This window comes from Alkaliphilus sp. B6464 (genome assembly GCF_018141165.1).
GTDB lineage: Bacteria > Bacillota > Clostridia > Peptostreptococcales > Natronincolaceae > Alkaliphilus_B.
On sequence record NZ_CP058558.1, the window covers coordinates 268,004 to 283,447 of the forward strand.

General features: G+C 29.1%; 11 protein-coding genes. 4 read left to right on the forward strand and 7 right to left on the reverse strand.

Translation table 11 applies throughout. The features are described from left to right. Positions 1-14: 14 nt before the first annotated feature. The 5 genes from HYG84_RS19250 to HYG84_RS19270 form a co-directional block, all read right to left on the reverse strand. Positions 15-1,802, reverse strand: coding sequence for a primase C-terminal domain-containing protein (locus tag HYG84_RS19250; protein WP_212382493.1), 1,788 nt, complete (start codon positions 1,800-1,802; stop codon positions 15-17). A 179-nt stretch (positions 1,803-1,981) separates the two neighbouring features. Further along, positions 1,982-3,313, reverse strand: coding sequence for an HD domain-containing protein (locus HYG84_RS19255; protein WP_212382495.1), 1,332 nt, complete (start codon positions 3,311-3,313; stop codon positions 1,982-1,984). A 68-nt stretch (positions 3,314-3,381) separates the two neighbouring features. Then, complete coding sequence (gene dnaE, locus HYG84_RS19260) at positions 3,382-7,068, reverse strand: DNA polymerase III subunit alpha (RefSeq protein ID WP_212382497.1); 3,687 nt, start codon at positions 7,066-7,068, stop codon at positions 3,382-3,384. A 116-nt stretch (positions 7,069-7,184) separates the two neighbouring features. Continuing rightward, entirely contained in the window at positions 7,185-8,273 is a 1,089-nt protein-coding gene (locus HYG84_RS19265; protein WP_212382499.1) for a hypothetical protein, read from the reverse strand. 324 nt (positions 8,274-8,597) lie between these two features. Then, positions 8,598-8,945 carry a DUF6788 family protein gene (locus HYG84_RS19270; RefSeq protein WP_212382500.1) on the reverse strand — a complete coding sequence of 116 codons (348 nt, stop codon included), beginning with the start codon at positions 8,943-8,945 and terminating at the stop codon, positions 8,598-8,600. 173 nt (positions 8,946-9,118) lie between these two features. On the opposite strand from HYG84_RS19270, the gene HYG84_RS19275 reads away from it, so the two are divergent. The 4 genes from HYG84_RS19275 to HYG84_RS19290 all read left to right on the forward strand — a co-directional run bounded on the left by HYG84_RS19275 (position 9,119) and on the right by HYG84_RS19290 (position 13,895). Beyond that, positions 9,119-9,622 (forward strand): type II toxin-antitoxin system PemK/MazF family toxin, encoded by a 504-nt coding sequence (locus HYG84_RS19275; protein WP_212382502.1) that lies wholly within the window; start codon positions 9,119-9,121, stop codon positions 9,620-9,622. A 78-nt stretch (positions 9,623-9,700) separates the two neighbouring features. After that, positions 9,701-10,492, forward strand: coding sequence for a hypothetical protein (locus HYG84_RS19280; RefSeq protein ID WP_212382504.1), 792 nt, complete (start codon positions 9,701-9,703; stop codon positions 10,490-10,492). Between the two features lie 231 nt (positions 10,493-10,723). Beyond that, positions 10,724-13,288: a vitamin B12-dependent ribonucleotide reductase gene (locus HYG84_RS19285; RefSeq protein WP_212382506.1), complete on the forward strand. Its 2,565-nt coding sequence runs from the start codon at positions 10,724-10,726 to the stop codon at positions 13,286-13,288. Between the two features lie 112 nt (positions 13,289-13,400). Beyond that, a complete protein-coding gene (locus HYG84_RS19290) occupies positions 13,401-13,895 on the forward strand; it encodes a hypothetical protein (protein ID WP_212382509.1) in 495 nt (164 codons plus the stop codon). 296 nt (positions 13,896-14,191) lie between these two features. Here HYG84_RS19290 and HYG84_RS19295 read toward each other — a convergent pair whose 3' ends face one another. Together HYG84_RS19295 and HYG84_RS19300 are read right to left on the reverse strand one after the other, a co-directional pair. Beyond that, on the reverse strand, positions 14,192-14,590 hold the full coding sequence (locus HYG84_RS19295; RefSeq protein ID WP_212382510.1) for an Asp23/Gls24 family envelope stress response protein: 399 nt from the start codon (positions 14,588-14,590) through the stop codon (positions 14,192-14,194). Between the two features lie 80 nt (positions 14,591-14,670). Next, the gene (locus HYG84_RS19300) at positions 14,671-15,444 is read right to left on the reverse strand and encodes a hypothetical protein (protein ID WP_212382512.1); all 774 of its coding nucleotides are present in this window, start codon (positions 15,442-15,444) and stop codon (positions 14,671-14,673) included.

Sequence of the window (15,444 nt, forward strand, 5' to 3'; positions counted from 1 at the left end):
TTAAAGCGACATTTTTACGGAGCCTCTAATCCATGCCCATACCTCTTTAATAAATAGTTGATAAGTCTTTTATTTCTTTCTTTTGCAATAATTTGAATCTCCCTACTCTTATGTTTATCTCTAATTTGTTTTCTTGCATCTTCAATAAAGATAATTTTACATATATTTTCTTTCTGCTGTGTTGATATTTCTTCATTAGCCAATATCTCTTTAGTTTTATTTTTTCTTGCTATAATTCTGCGTTCAAATTCTTCAATCGCCATAATTGGCTCTTTTATTTCTGTCTTATTATCTATTTCATTATTCTGCAATGGCTCTACAGTAGATAGTATTAGATTTATTTTCGCATCATTAATAAGCCCCCTTTCTTTGAGTGCTTTAAAATATCTTTGAATTGTTCTTGTAGTCTTTCCTATCTTTTTAGCATAACTTTCAGTATTCATTCTAGGATTCAATACTATTCCTTTTTGCGAACTATATAAAATAGATGATAATAAAATAATTTCTGAATTTAAACTATCTATTATATTAACAAAATCATTAGGTATTTGCAAAAAAGAACCATTTATATAATTTGGTTTTACTATATTTTCAGATACAACAAGTAAACCTAATTTAATTAACTTTTTAATTAAGGAATCTTTTATGTCTATGTTGTTTTTATGATAATAGTCATACATGAACTTAAAAAGTGCAATATATAAACTTTTGGGAGAGTTGTTTTCTATTAAAACGGCAATTTGCCTTCTATATATAATAAACACATCGTCCTTAATATTTTTATTGTAAGGACATTTTGTGCAAGCACAATAATCTTCAAACATTTCGTTTACTTTTTTACATGAAAATTTGTATTTTGATTTATATGCACTTTTTACTGTTGCTTTTATTTGAGACAACCTATCTATATTATTTCTATCAAAATTTTTAATGAATTTTAATATCCTGTTTAAACATTCGTCTTGAGTAAATCCTGAATCTCTAAAATGAATAGATGTATAAAAAATTGCATAATTCCTCGTCCCCTCACCTACACCTATTTCTTCCATATTATTAATACAGGTTTTTATGCATTTATTATCACTGGGATTAATAAAAAGATTTTGTTTTTTATTTTTATATCTTTGTTCAACTATACTTTTACATTCTTTAAACAAGTTAAAGGCCTCATTGCTAATATTAAAGTCATCATTTTGAGGATATGTAACTTTCTTTTTATATTTTGCTTTAGAAAATAATTCAATTTGTGACATACTCTCTAATTCGTAAAGATCCAATTCAATAACATACCTCTTACTTTTAGGGAGATATGAGCCGGTAAGCCTAGTAAGTTGCCTAATATTATATACTTTTGTATCAAGAGGTTCTTTTACATTAAATCTATTTTTAATAACTTTATTCAGTCTTATAGTTATTTCTCTAAAAATTTCGTTAAGTCTATAAGATGGGCTTATACCCATAACACTAGGAATCAGTTCAACCCAAATACTTTTATTCGTTAATTTAAACTTAAATGCGTTAAATGGAATATTGTATTCTGCATTAAGATGATAAACTGCATGTAATATAATCTGTCTATTTAATTCAAAATCTTCTATATCTGATTCAAAATAATATCCTCCATAAGATACTTCTGTATTTTTAATATCACAATAACTATATATGGTTCTCCATGCTTGCTTCTTGTAATCTCCTGACCAAGTTAATTTTTCAGCAAGGCTTAACTTAGTAAACTTATTTCTGTTACTTTCAAAATCCTCGGCTATTTCTACATATTCAAACTTTTTATTTCTAAAGTCCAACTATACCCCTCCCTGCTGATAACAAATTTTATGTCTTTTCAAATAAGTTCTTTTAACATAACAGATGTTTTTGAAAATCTTTGTTTCCTGACATACAGAGTTTAATTATTATAAGGAGTATTTATTGGATTTCAAGTATTGAATGACAATACAAAACCCCACAGATAGTGGGGTTCCTTTTATTTATTCATTTTTTCATATTTTTCTTTCCCAAGAACTATTTTTATTATTTCTTCAAAAGGTTCATTTTCTTTACTAAAATCTTTTTTTATTTCCATAGTATCAAAGCCCATTGCATCTAAATTATCTGGTGTTATATCTAAATTGCCCTTGATATAATACCATGTTTCTAATGCTTGTCTCAATCGTGCTATAGTGTTATCATGCCTTCTACTTGCTAAGTAATCTGCAAATTCGACCCATTTAACCATTCTATAAAGTATATAGTGGTTATAACATTCTTCGACACTATCAAAATCTTTTCCCTGATGAAATTTTATAGACGGCTCTATAGGATCCCACTTCCACATATGATTATCAACAATCGCTATATAAGTATTCCATTCTTCTTCTGGAAGTAATGATGCTATAGGCAAAAGTTCTTTTTTGTGATAATGTGCATGGTGTTTGTCCATATATTTCATATTAGGATCAAATTCATCTTTTACACCGCCTGAATAAATATCATGAGATAACGCTGCAACTTTCATCGCATCTTTTTGCCATGGAGAAAACTCATTACCATACACATAATTTATTACCTTTATGCCTTTATAATCCCATATTTCAGGATTATCAGTCTCAAGCATCTCCTCTAATTGATTAAGCACCCTAATTGAATGATAATATTTGCCTCCCATTTTAACAAGTTTTTTAGGTTCTTGAATATCAAACTCACCTATAGTTAACTCTGTTTCATGATGTTTTCTAGTACTCATTGACGCAGGAAGAATAAAAAATTGTTTAGGTGTATATTTTGAGAATAATTCCCTAGCAAACTTCTTCCAATGTTCAGTTTCCAACTTTTTTATTTCATTTTCTAAGTATGGTACGGTTGTTATATCTATTTTTTCTATTGCGGGAATTTGAGTATCCACAGAACCAAATAAAGAGATTTGTTCAACGGAATCCTTTTTATTTGTTTTAGATGTAGATTTTTTTTGATAATATCTCTTAGTCCTAAAATATACTCCTCTAACTGTTCTAATATCTGTATATTCACATTCAGGATATTTACTCTTAATTTCTTTTAAAGTAGGAAATGAAGCACCTTTAAGTTCACTCATTATTTTTGTAACCTTTTCCGTATCTACATATATAGAGGGATCATGATTAGATTGATAAAAAGCAACCTCTAAATATGTAGATAATTCAAATAAACTTAACTGAGTTTCATGCATAATTTCACTAAAAGTTTTCTTATCACCTATCATTTCAATTACTTTTTCTAATTTATCTTTGTCACACTTTTTTTCCTCAATGGTAATTATATTTTGTACGGCTGACGCCATATCCTTCACTCCTTTTTTCTTTTTTTTAACATAACATATAAATTAAGAATATAGAGATATTGCGATTCTTAACGAATCGCAATATTATCTTCTCCTAAATATTTATTAATTTCTTTTCTAAATCCATCACAATATCCAAATGGATTCTTATATTCAAATAACTTTCCATCATTTTCATTAAAAATCAACAACTGATCTGGACCCGGATATTTCAATACTGTTTGCTTAATAATATTTAATAAATGTGATGTTTTATTATTAATTCTCACATATACCTTTTTTGTATTTTGAAGTTCGTTTATTGGTATTATTTTATCTACAAAAATCTTTGTTTCAATGGTCTGATTGACTTCTCCTGTTTCATTGTTTTCATACTCTTTTACTTCAACTGATAGTTTTCCGTCAATTTCTACAATAGAACCATTTTGAATCAAATGTCTATTTTCTTCAACTGCATCTTTGAACGCTAAGACCTTAAGAGTTGAATATTTATCCTCGATATTAAATACTGCATAGGTATTACCTTTTTTAGACACTCTGACACCTTCTTTTTCTGGATCAAAGTTAATAATACCTACTAACTTTATTTTCTTGCGATCATCAGATTCATCAAAACTATCTATAGTTGTAATTGTAGATACACTGGTAAACTTCTCATATTCTTTCAGTTCAAGAGGATGCCCTGATAGATAAAAACCTGACACTTCTTTTTCCATTGATAAAAGTTCCATTGGAGAGTATTCTTCTATATTAGGATATTGAAACTTAGCAGCACTATCCTCCTTTAAAGATGGGGCGAAATCAAATAGCGACACTTGGCCTACATCCCTAGCATCTCTAGTCTTTTTTGCTGCTTTGAGAACTATTGATAAACTCGATAAAGTTTGACTTCTTTTTATATTAAAGTCATCTAAAGTACCGCTTTTAATTAGAACCTCAAGTTCTCTTTTAGAAAGAGAAACCCTTTCTACTAGGTTTTGTAGGTCTTTAAATTCTCCATTATTTTTTCTTTCATTTACAACCATTTGAATATTTGATCCTACGTATTTCAATGCGTTTAATCCCATAAGTATCCCTTCATCATTCTGAACAAATTTACCTTCGCATTGATTAATATTTGGTCTTAAAATCTTAATGCCCATCCTTTTTGTTATACCGATATACTCTTTGACTTTATCTTGGTTTCCTATGACACTATTTAAATATGCAGTCATATAATGCTTTGGATAGTATCGTTTCAGATATCCTGTCTGATATCCTAAAACTGCATAGGCAGTCGCATGGGATTTATTAAAGGCATATTTGGCAAAGTCAATCATTTCATCATAAATTTTATTTGCTGTTTCTACACTTATTCTGTTTCTTATACAACCTTTTACAGTTACCTCACCATCTGATTCTATATATCCTTCTCCACTACATTTATTACAACTATCGTCTTTGCCTTCACAGAAAGGGCAAGGCACTTTACTAGCAACGGCTCCCTCTCCTTTACAAAGAATACAGTTATCTCCGTTATGTTGTTTGCCAGTCCCTCCACATTCTGGACATTTAACCTCTCCATAGGTAAATACATACCTTTCTTTTTCAAGAATAGAACCCTTCTTTTTAGCCATACCTCTACGAACCAAGTCAGAACGCCCAAAAGTATATCCTGCAAGGTCTCTAACGATTTGCATAACTTGTTCCTGATACACCATAATTCCATATGTTACATCAAGAATAGGTTTTAATAGACGTTCTGCATCTTTAGGATAAATAATCTTAGAAGGATCTCTTTTATTAGCAAGGAATTCTGGAATTTTATCCATTGGCCCCGGTCTATACATAGAAATACCTGCTATAATATCCTCAAATGTAGTTGGTTGTAATTCCCTCATAAATCCTTGCATCCCACCGTTTTCCAATTGGAATACACCATGAGTCTCACCTGTAGAAATATATTTAAATACTTCTGGATCATCAAATTCCAGATTATCTATATCTATTTGGATACCTAAATCTTCATATACCATTTTAACTGTGTCATTTATAACAGTTAGAGTCCTAAGACCTAGAAAATCCATTTTTAGAAGTTTTAAATATTCAACAGATTTCATATCTCCAAAGAATACTGGAATATCAGAATTTTCAACTTCCATTAATGCTCCATATTCAGTTAATGGTTCATCAGAAATAATAACTCCTGCTGCATGAACGCCAGTTTGTCGAATAAGCCCTTCAATTAATTTAGCATTATCAATAAGTTCCTTAACAACTGGATCTTCATCATAAAAGTTTTTAAATTCAGGATTCTCATCAAATGCTTTATCTATTGTAATTCCGGGAATCACAGGAATCATCTTAGCAATCTTGTCTACCAATTGCGAATCATGGTCAAATACGGCACCTACATCTCGTATAGCCATTCTTGCACCAATTGTTCCAAATGTTAAAATTTGTGCAACTCTATCAGCACCATACTTGTTAACAACATACTCTATGACTTCCATTCTTCTATCATCTTGATAATCAGAATCAATGTCAGGCATTGTTATTCGTTCTGGATTCATGAATCTTTCCATCAAAAGATCATATTCTAATGGGTCTACATCAGTTATTTCCAAAACATTTGCAACCACTGAACCACAGGCACTACCTCTGCCGGGACCAATTCTAATCCCTTGTTCTTTAGCATAGAGTTTGAAATCAGAGTCTATAAGCATGTAAGCACTAGCATTTGTTATTGCAATAACATCAATTTCTGATTGAACTCTTTTCTTTAATTCTTCATAAGCCTTTTGGCTCATTATATTAACGGGATACTTTTCGTGAAGTTTATCCCAAACCAACTTGGCCATATAAGTATCATCTGTATATCCATCTGGAATTGGAAAGTGTGGGAAGTGCCAATTTTGCTCCTCTAAATCAATATCATCGCACATATCAATAATTTTACCTGTGTTCTCTAATGCCTCTGGAATATGTTTAAACAGTTCATCCATTTCTTCAGGAGTTTTAATATACAATTCTGGTGGAATAATGTCGTCACTATCCCTTCTTTCCTGAATTGTTTGTCCTCTTTCACGAGCAATAAGGATTTCTCTAGCAATATAATTCTCACGATTAATATAATGAACATCATTTGATGCAACAACCTGATAGTGATGTTGTTTTGCAAATTTTATTAATAGTCCTTGTGCTATTTTTTCTTCCATAATTCCATGGTCTTGTAATTCAATAAAAATATTTTCTTTACCAAATACATCCTCCATGGTTTTTATATATTTTAAGGCCTGTTGTTCTTTCCCTGCTACTAAAAGTTTGGGAAGTCTACCTTGAATACATGCTGACAACCAAATTACATTATTTTTAAATTTGTCTTTATTTGCCTTTAGATACTCTAAATCATACCTTGGTTTGTAATATGTATTCTCTCTTTTATAAGCATAAGTCACAAGTTCTCTAATAGCCTTAATACCTGCTTTATTTTTAGCAATAAATAAACTATGATATCTGCCATCATCTATACCTGCTTCTTTTTGATTTGCTTTTCTTTCTGCTTCATAGGCTTCAACACCATATATTACTTTAATATTAAGTTTTTTTGATGCCATATCTGCTAATACCCAACCTGCTATTGATGCGTGGTCAGTAACAGCATATGCTTTATATCCAAGTTCCTTTGCTTTTTTTAAGGATTTTTCTATACTGGCAGCAGAATCTCTTGCTGATATATCTGTATGATTATGAAGATGTCCTTTAAATTTAGCCATCAATAAATACCTCCTTTTGGTTCAATGTCGTAATCAATTTATAGAATAATAATTGTATATTTCAAGAATGTTTTGAAGTAGACTTTATACAAGAAACCGTCTTTAAAAGACGGTTTTTATTTCATTAATGAAGTTGTTTTTACTTGATATGCAGCAATTTTACCTGTGTTCTTATCTTTCACTGTTATGATTTTTCCTTTACGATCTTGAATATCAAACTCTTTTTTATTTTGATTATATTCCACGAATACATCTTCTGTTGTTGTTATTTGTAATCCACCTGAATAAGTAAAGGAATGAGACACTAGTATATCTTTCATAGTTAATAATCTATCTTTCACATTAAGTAATTCGTCTTTATCAAATTCAATTATTTGATTGTTTTTAACTTTTCTACCTTTTTTCTCGTCATACTTCACAATATAATGCTTGTAAAATCTTCTTTGAAACTTAAATTGCATAGGGAAGTTCTCAGTTTTCCACCCCATTAATTGATCAATCATATTTATTAAAATACTGGCATCATAATTAAAATTTTTAGTACTATAGTTAATGTAATTGTTGCATTGAGGATATATTCTTTTATCCCCATTAATATTTTGACTGTTCTCACTGCTATGAGGAAAAACTCCTTTTACTGTTGCTACAATTTTTTTATCAATTATTTCTAAAATTTTATCTTTTCTATTTTGTAACGCATCAAGAATTTCTGTTTGTTCTAAAATAACAAGCCAATTCGTAACATTATCTTTAAATTTATCATAATTATTTATAACTGAATCGGGATACACAAGCATTGCAATTTCTTCGTCTGTTTTGGGCTTTAGATTAAATAATGAATATAGTAAGATAATTGTATTTAAAGGACATTTGCTATTAAAATACTCTTTTGTATTAATGTCTAGATTCATAAAATTATTGATATTAAATCCATTTTTATTTATATCTGCTGTTATGTGATGTCCAAAACATCTCATATCTTTATAATCAATATCTAAGTCTATACCAATTAATTTTTCTATATTTAATAAATAATCATATTTAGTAAAATAAAAAGATGATAAATCATATATACCACCTATTTTTCCACCCCTATTATGAATAAACATTCCACAGATAAATCCATCTATATCATTGTGTATTATAAATACTTCATTCTCTAAGTTGTTTGGCCAAATTAATATATCTCTATAATTTTGCAACATAATAAGCCTCCTATCTTTGTATATTCTTTGTTTTTAACATAACATACAAATTTAGAAGGCCTATTTATAATAAAAAACCAGAGATCTTTCCTCTGGTTCACTTGTTTCTATCTGATATTCTCAGAAGTTCCTGATATTCCTTATATTGAGCATGTGATTCAATCTTGATTGTTTCATTTAAAACAGGATCATATATGCTACATACTCCACTGTCCATTAGATCTTTAATGTTCTGATTTAAATTATCCATTCCTCCAACCTTCTTTCATACATTTTATAATGCTTTATCTTTAACATAACATGTGTTTTTCTTTGTAGAGGTTCTTATTCATGTTTTTGTTTCTGTAATTTTTCTTCTATTCTTCTTTTTTGCATATACAGTCTAACAAGAACTTTTACCACACGTCTAAATTCTGTATTTTCTTTTATTTTTTCTTTGTATTCAGTACCTAATTTTTTTCTTATATAAATAGTACGAAGTACACCTTTCTGATCATAAAACTGTATATGAGGATATGGTCCATGCCTATATCCTTGGTCACATTTACAACCGTCTCTACCGCATTTAATGTATTTATCAACTATTGCACCTCGGAGGCCGTTATCGAACTTTCTTTCAATTTGTTTCTCTAATTCTTCAATCTCTTTTATTATGGTATCTAGTTTATTCATATAAATCGCTCCTCCTTTCTTTGTTTGTTTACAATGGGTAAGATAACTTTTTTAAATTTATGAAGTCAAGTCTTTTTCATTCGAATTTATACTTGAAAACTTTATTAAATAGTTTTTATATTACTAATACATATTTATTCTTGGGATTTAATGATGTGAAGGAGGAACTACATATGAATAAGTCATCTAATAGTGCATTAGCACTAGTTGATAAAGATTATATTAAAAGTAATAGATTAGCAGTAGTTGATGAAGATTATATTAGAAAATTGAATGAGAATTTTTCCTATATAGAATTAGAAAAAGTTGATACCAAAAATCTTTTTTATGAACAAGGTAGTATTGTATATGTTGATCTAGGAGAAGGGGAAGATTCTGAACAGTCAGGGGTAAGACCTTGTGTTGTTATTCAAAATAATATAGGAAATAAACATAGTACAACTACTATTATTGCTCCTATTACAAAGGAAGTAAAAAGAAACAAAAATGGTAAAATTCAACCTACTCATTTTATCATTGAAAATTATGAATCGGCTGGACTTAAAACGATTTCAACCATCTTGGCAGAACAAATTCGTGTAATAAGCAAGAATCGAATTCTTGATTATAAGCCAATCGGGAAACTAGATATTGATAAATTTAAGGAAAATATATTAATTGCTTTAGGGATCGACTAAACCTCTGATCCCTTTTTATATAAAAATGTGTTATATTAAAAAACAATTTATAAACAATTTATAAGGAGGGTTTTTATTATGCTTATAATAGAGAAGAAAAGAGATTACTCTAACGACGTGGTTGAACCCAAGATTTTAGTTTTACAAGGTATTTCATGTGCTTCTAAAACTGTTGTGAATAATTTTTTAATGGGAGTACTTACTGTTAAAGAAACTATTAAGATAATTGATGAATATCCTAGATCTATTAGGGCTAAAGTTTTCAGTAATATGTTAGATATTTTAAATCTCTATGTAAACCATTTTGATATTTTTTCTAAATTCCTCACTTCCACTTCAAGAGTAGTTAGAGAAGGTGAAGTTCATATGAGAGACTATCGTTTTACTGATAAAGATACTTTTGAAAACTTTATTAAAGAGGATAAAATGGTTGAATATGTTGTAAATTTTGGCAAATATTATGGGACACATAAAGAAGATTTAGATAGTCTGTTTAAATCTAAAAATAATGGTGTCGGAGTTCTGGATATAGAAGGTGTAAAAAAACTTAAATCCTTTTATGGAGATAAAGTCGTTTTTATTCATATGAAATCTGATGTAGAAACTATGGTAAAAAGGTTAGGCAGAAGAAATTCTAATAAAGATGATATTAAAAAAAGAATTTATGAGGCACATCTTCAAATGAATATGGAAGATGTCGCTGATTATGTAGTGGATTCGAGGGAGAGATTGGATATTGTACTTGAAAAAATTTTAAATATCTTATTTGATGAATTTATGATGAAAAAAGATAAGATAAGAATCGAGAACAAAAGCACACTAATATTAGATAATAGTACAATTGCTAAAGGTAAGAAACGTGCATTATAATAAGATCTCTTATTAAGAGGCTTAGTATCTCAACTAAGTCTCTTTTCCTTTTTATCTTTATTGTGCAAATTTGATAAAATTTATTTGTTAAAACTTTTATCAAAAAGATTTGAAAAAATAATTATTAATCCATAGAATAATAGAACCTATTGTTATATATAGGGGTTGGATGTACTATATAGCACAATATGTTGTGTGGCATTATTTGTAAAACTAAAGGGGGAATTTTTTATGAAACTAAAAAAATTAATAAAAAGATATTTTACAAAGGAATTAGAGGTCAATCGAGAGTTGACAGTATATGATCTTTTTGAATATAAACATTTAGATGTTAAAATGGTTGATTATAAAACAGGTAAAACTTTATGTGATATGAAAAACCTAGAATTTCCTGTATCTTATAGCCAAAATGCTTGTGATATTATTGCAAGTAAATACTTTAGAAGGGCAGGAGTTCCTAATGGATTAGGTTATGAAAGATCTATGAAAGAGGTTGTTCATCGTCTAGTCGGATTTTGGACTGCTGCTGCTCTAAATGAAGGACTTATAACAACAGAAAATATGGATATTTTCTATGATGAAGTAGCATACTTAATCTTAGATCAAAGAATGGCACCAAATAGTCCTCAATGGTTTAATACAGGCCTTAAATTGACTTATGATATTTCTAAGGAACCTGAAGGACATTTCTATTATGATATCGAGAAAAATAAAGTAGTTAAATCAAAAGATGCATATACAAGGACTCAAGGTAGTGCTTGTTTTATTATCTCTATTAATGATGCACTTCTTGGAGATAAATCAATATCAGAACAACTTGTAACGGAGACAAGGCTATTTAAGCATGGTTCAGGAACAGGCTCAAACTTTAGTACCCTTCGTGCTAGGGGAGAAAAACTATCTGGTGGAGGAACATCATCGGGTCTTATGAGTTTCTTAAAAGTGTTTGACCGTAATGCCGGGGCCATTAAATCAGGAGGTACTACTAGAAGGGCTGCTAAAATTGTATGCTTAAATGCTGACCATCCTGAAATAGAAGAATTTATTAATTGGAAAGTTAGAGAAGAAGAAAAAGTTGTGGCTCTTGGGAAGATGGGGTATGACACAGACTTCAACGGTGACGCATATGAAACTGTTTCAGGACAGAACAGTAATAATTCAATTAGATTTACTAATTCATTTATGAATAAAGTAACTGGACCCGATACGGATACTAGTTGGGAACTGAAAGGTAGGGTTGACAGTTCCATAAATAGATTCGTAAGTTCCAAAGAACTTTGGAAAAAATTTAATTATGCATCATGGAGATGTGCTGATCCTGCACCTCAATGGCATGATACTATAAATGCTTGGAATACATGTCCTCTTGGAGAAGATGGTACAGAAGAAGAAATAGATGCTTCAAACCCTTGCAGTGAATATCATTTCCTTGTAGATACTGCGTGTAACCTAAAAAGTCATAATGTAGTTAAATACTACGATCCTGTTACTGGCGAATTTGATGTAGAAGGTTTTGTTCACGCCATAACTTTAGCACAAATTATTTTGGAAGTAACTATTCATTGGGGACAATTCCCTACTGAAGATATAGCAAGAAGAAGTTATTTCTTTAGAACAACTGGACAAGGACTTGCTAATACTGGTGCATTGCACATGATTATGGGACATGCATATGACTCTGATGAAGCAAGAACGTTCGGTGCTACTCTGATGGGTATTGTAACAGGCCAAGGATATTTTGTTTCATCTCTTATGGCTGAAAGAGTCGGCTCTTTCCCTAAATATGAAATTAATAAAGAACCAATGTTAAAGGTTATTCGTAATCATTCAAGGGTAGCAGGTGTTTTAGATGACGATTTTGAAGAACTTGAATATGCTCCAGTAACTATAAGTCATGATATTCTTAATAAAGAAAACTTTAATAATTTAAGCATTGTATTAAAGGAAGTTTGGACTAATGCATTGATATATGGTGAAAAATACGGATATAGAAATGCACAAGTAAGCGTTGTTGCTCCTACTGGAACCATCGCTCTTGCTATGGACTGTGCCACTACAAGTATTGAGCCATTTTTTGCTCATGTGGTTTATAAAAAACTTGCAGGTGGCGGTGTTATGGAAATTATAAATCCATATATAAAGGTTGCATTAGAAAAATTAGGATACACTGAAGAACAAATAAATGATATTGAGGCCTATGTTCTTAGAAAAGAAAATGTCACAGAAAATGGTTTCACATATGACAAAATTATAGATGGAAAAATTGAAGGCTGTCCTCACCTTAAAGAAGAACATCTTCCAATATTCGATACAGCAAATACTTGTGGAACCGGAAAAAGAGCAATTGAGCCTATGGCACACGTTAAATATGTTGCAGCATTAACTCCTCTTGTAAGTGGTGCTATTAGTAAAACAGTAAACTTACCTAATAGTGCAACTGTTGAAGATTTTGAAAAAGTACATCTTGAATCTTGGAGATTAGGGGTTAAATGTATTGCTTTATATCGTGATGGATGTAAAGCAAGTCAACCTCTTAACTCTACTAAAAATAATACAGAAAAAAATCTTGAGGATATGTCTTATGCTGAATTACTCGCTATTACAAAAGAACTTCAAAATAAACTAGATAAAGTTAACTTTGATGGATCTATAGAAGATGTAGCAGCAACTTTAATTGAAGAAGTACCTGAAGGATACAAAAGAGTTACATGTGGAGATTGTGCCAGTGTTGCAATGATACCGAATGGTACATGCTATATTTGCCTATCTTGCGGTAGTACAACTGGATGTAGTTAAAAGCAAATTAGAGAGGCTTGTCCTCTCTTTTTTACTTGAAATAAATATTAATAATCTATTAATCTCTATTGTGTTTATTGTGGATATTATTAATTTTTAGGAGGTATATAAAATGGGAGTTTCAAGTACTGGAATTTTAAATAAAAATAAGTATTCAGCAAAGGATGTAATTAGAGTGGTAAAAAAATTGCCACAGATTAAAGAGATTATTGAAATTGATAGCAGAAATGATACGTATTATGTAGTATATGCAAACATAGAAGGTTGTAAATATACTAGACAACTTTATATCTTTACTGACATTCACGACCATGACAATATTATGGATAATAATATTACTTTATCATTAGGATGCGATGAAATTGCAATTAAACTAATTAGAGATATTCTAAGTTATTTTGGAGGCTATATAAGAGAAAGTGATGGTTGGGGTAAATATGATATATGGGATTATGTTTCTAAAAAAGATACATCACAACTATCAGAAGATGAAATTTTAGAAGATAAACTCTTAGCCAGATTAAATGATTCAGAAATACATTTATTAGAAAAATTAAAGATAGTAAAATATATAAGAGATAATTTAGATTTTATAAAATCTTTATAAAAAGGAGTTTATTATGATAAGAAAATGAAGAAATATAAACAAAAACTTAAATAAACAGTATCATTTGATACTGTTTTTGTTATCTTAAATGATTCTTTATTTAATTAAGTTCAGACATTTTTGATATGTTTGACTAAGCCTTATTTTAAGAGCCATTGGTCAATCACATCCAACTTTAATTAAATACCGTATATAGAACCACCATTATAATAAAATAATAAAATAATAAAATACATAAGATATGGCAATTGCAGAAGGAGTCTTCTTATTAAGACCCCTGTAATTATTATATAATATTAGAAAATAAATTTATCTTTTTTATCTTGCTGCTCTCTTTTTCTTGCAATCTTTTCTAAATCGTCATCCATTACTAACCCATCAACAAGAATATTTACAACAATATTTTTTATTCCTAAAAAAATAGACAAGTTATAAGATATAGTATTTTGTACTTCAGTACAAGTATTAGGTATGTTATTACCATAAATTATTTTAATAGGTATATCTAAAATAAGTTTATTTTTATTTGTGTCAATCTTAACATTTTCATTTTTAAATATTTTATCAAAAAAATTAGGATCTTTTTTATAAACCCCAACTGAACTCAAGACAGATTCATTTACAATAGATTTTATAGCCTCAAAAGATAAATATATATTACCCTCTGGAGATTCTTTAATTAAAATATTTTTCATACCAATCACCTCTTTTAAAATTTAAATTATTATAATTGAAAACAATTGGAAAATCAAATAAATAGGCAAAAAAATGATATCTATTTTTTTATAATAGAATATTCATTTTCATTATCTTGCTGAAGTATTTCTCTAATTTTTTGTATCTTTTCATAAATTTCATCTATATCACGCAATGGTTTTAAGAAAAATTGTTCATTTGTATATTTTTCCTTTAAACGTATCAACTTTTCATATAGAAATAACATCTTAGAAAAATTGTATTCATCATTTAAAAATTCACTTTCTAATTCCTTCTCTATATCTTTAAACCTGTCTATTTCTAATTTAATGATATCGTTATGAACTATGCTATTAGATATCTTTTTTCTGATATAAGTATATAGTTCATCTAAACATTCTCTGTAAATCCCATTTAAATAAGTCTTGTTTTGGGTTTTATACATCCTTTCAATAATCGCAAGATTTATATTTTTGCTATTTAAAACAATAAATTCATTTTGATTTTTTATATATATGTCGCTGTGATTCCAATAAATATTAAGATTTCCCTCCTGCATTATCATCCAAACAAAAGGAACAATATCAATTTTTGCAAACTTTAAGAATTTCAGTGCATCCTTACCATGTAATACATCTATATGTCCATTTAAAAAATTATTTATTGAGTGCATATATTTAGGAACTTTAATTTCCAAAGATTCATCAATAATCAATGGAAAAACATGTCTCTCACCAAAATTATTATAGAAAATAATTTCAAATCTATTATTAATCATTACATTGAAATCACTATATTTTCTTATTTTAAGTCTTTTTAGTTTTTTATCTGTAACTTTTGATTCTTTATACAT

Coding starts and splice junctions, on each gene's coding strand:
- HYG84_RS19255 (WP_212382495.1), bottom strand. CDS start 3,313: ATGGCGTCAGCCGTACAAAATATAATTACCATTGAGGAAAAAAAGTGT.
- dnaE (WP_212382497.1), bottom strand. CDS start 7,068: ATGGCTAAATTTAAAGGACATCTTCATAATCATACAGATATATCAGCA.
- HYG84_RS19265 (WP_212382499.1), bottom strand. CDS start 8,273: ATGTTGCAAAATTATAGAGATATATTAATTTGGCCAAACAACTTAGAG.
- HYG84_RS19270 (WP_212382500.1), bottom strand. CDS start 8,945: ATGAATAAACTAGATACCATAATAAAAGAGATTGAAGAATTAGAGAAA.
- HYG84_RS19275 (WP_212382502.1), top strand. CDS start 9,119: ATGAATAAGTCATCTAATAGTGCATTAGCACTAGTTGATAAAGATTAT.
- HYG84_RS19280 (WP_212382504.1), top strand. CDS start 9,701: ATGCTTATAATAGAGAAGAAAAGAGATTACTCTAACGACGTGGTTGAA.
- HYG84_RS19285 (WP_212382506.1), top strand. CDS start 10,724: ATGAAACTAAAAAAATTAATAAAAAGATATTTTACAAAGGAATTAGAG.
- HYG84_RS19290 (WP_212382509.1), top strand. CDS start 13,401: ATGGGAGTTTCAAGTACTGGAATTTTAAATAAAAATAAGTATTCAGCA.
- HYG84_RS19295 (WP_212382510.1), bottom strand. CDS start 14,590: ATGAAAAATATTTTAATTAAAGAATCTCCAGAGGGTAATATATATTTA.
- HYG84_RS19300 (WP_212382512.1), bottom strand. CDS start 15,444: ATGTATAAAGAATCAAAAGTTACAGATAAAAAACTAAAAAGACTTAAA.